The sequence below is a fragment of the Pseudomonas sp. EL_65y_Pfl2_R96 genome (assembly GCF_963970905.1).
GTDB lineage: Bacteria > Pseudomonadota > Gammaproteobacteria > Pseudomonadales > Pseudomonadaceae > Aquipseudomonas.
This window is the reverse complement of record NZ_CAXAQH010000268.1, coordinates 1-490: the sequence shown is the minus strand read 5'-3', so window position 1 is coordinate 490 and position 490 is coordinate 1. Positions and strand designations below refer to the sequence as shown.

The window sequence follows — 490 nt, the reverse complement described above, 5'->3', positions numbered from 1 at the left end:
ACGATGGCGACGATCGGGGCGGTCGGCGTGTTTTACGTCTGGCGTCTGCTGCGCTGGCAGCCGCGCTGCTAGGCACGCGGATGCGCGTTGCGGTACACATCGAGCAAATGCGCCGCGTCGACCTGGGTATAGATTTGCGTGGAACTGAGGCTGGCATGGCCGAGCAATTCCTGAAGTGCCCGCAAATCCGCGCCGCGCCCCAGCAAATGCGTGGCGAAGCTGTGGCGCAGCGCGTGCGGCGTGGTGCGGTCGGGCAATCCCAACCGCACCCGCGCGCGCTGAACCGCGCGGCGCACCAGACGCGGCGATAACGGCCCGCCCTTTGCGCCCCGAAACAGCGGCGCATCGCGCGCGGTGCCATAGGGGCTGAGCGCGACATAGGATTCGATCGCGGCGCGCACTTGCGGCAGCAGCGGCACGATCCGCGTCTTGTCGCGCTTGCCCGTCACGCTCAGCGTCGCGCCCAGCGGCAGAATTGCCCCCGTCAGCC

General features: G+C 69.0%; 1 protein-coding gene. It reads right to left on the bottom strand.

All coding sequences use genetic code 11. The features are described from left to right. Positions 1-68: 68 nt before the first annotated feature. The coding region (locus AACY49_RS30565) for a tyrosine-type recombinase/integrase (RefSeq protein WP_339528012.1) at positions 69-490 on the bottom strand (422 nt) is incomplete at its 5' end.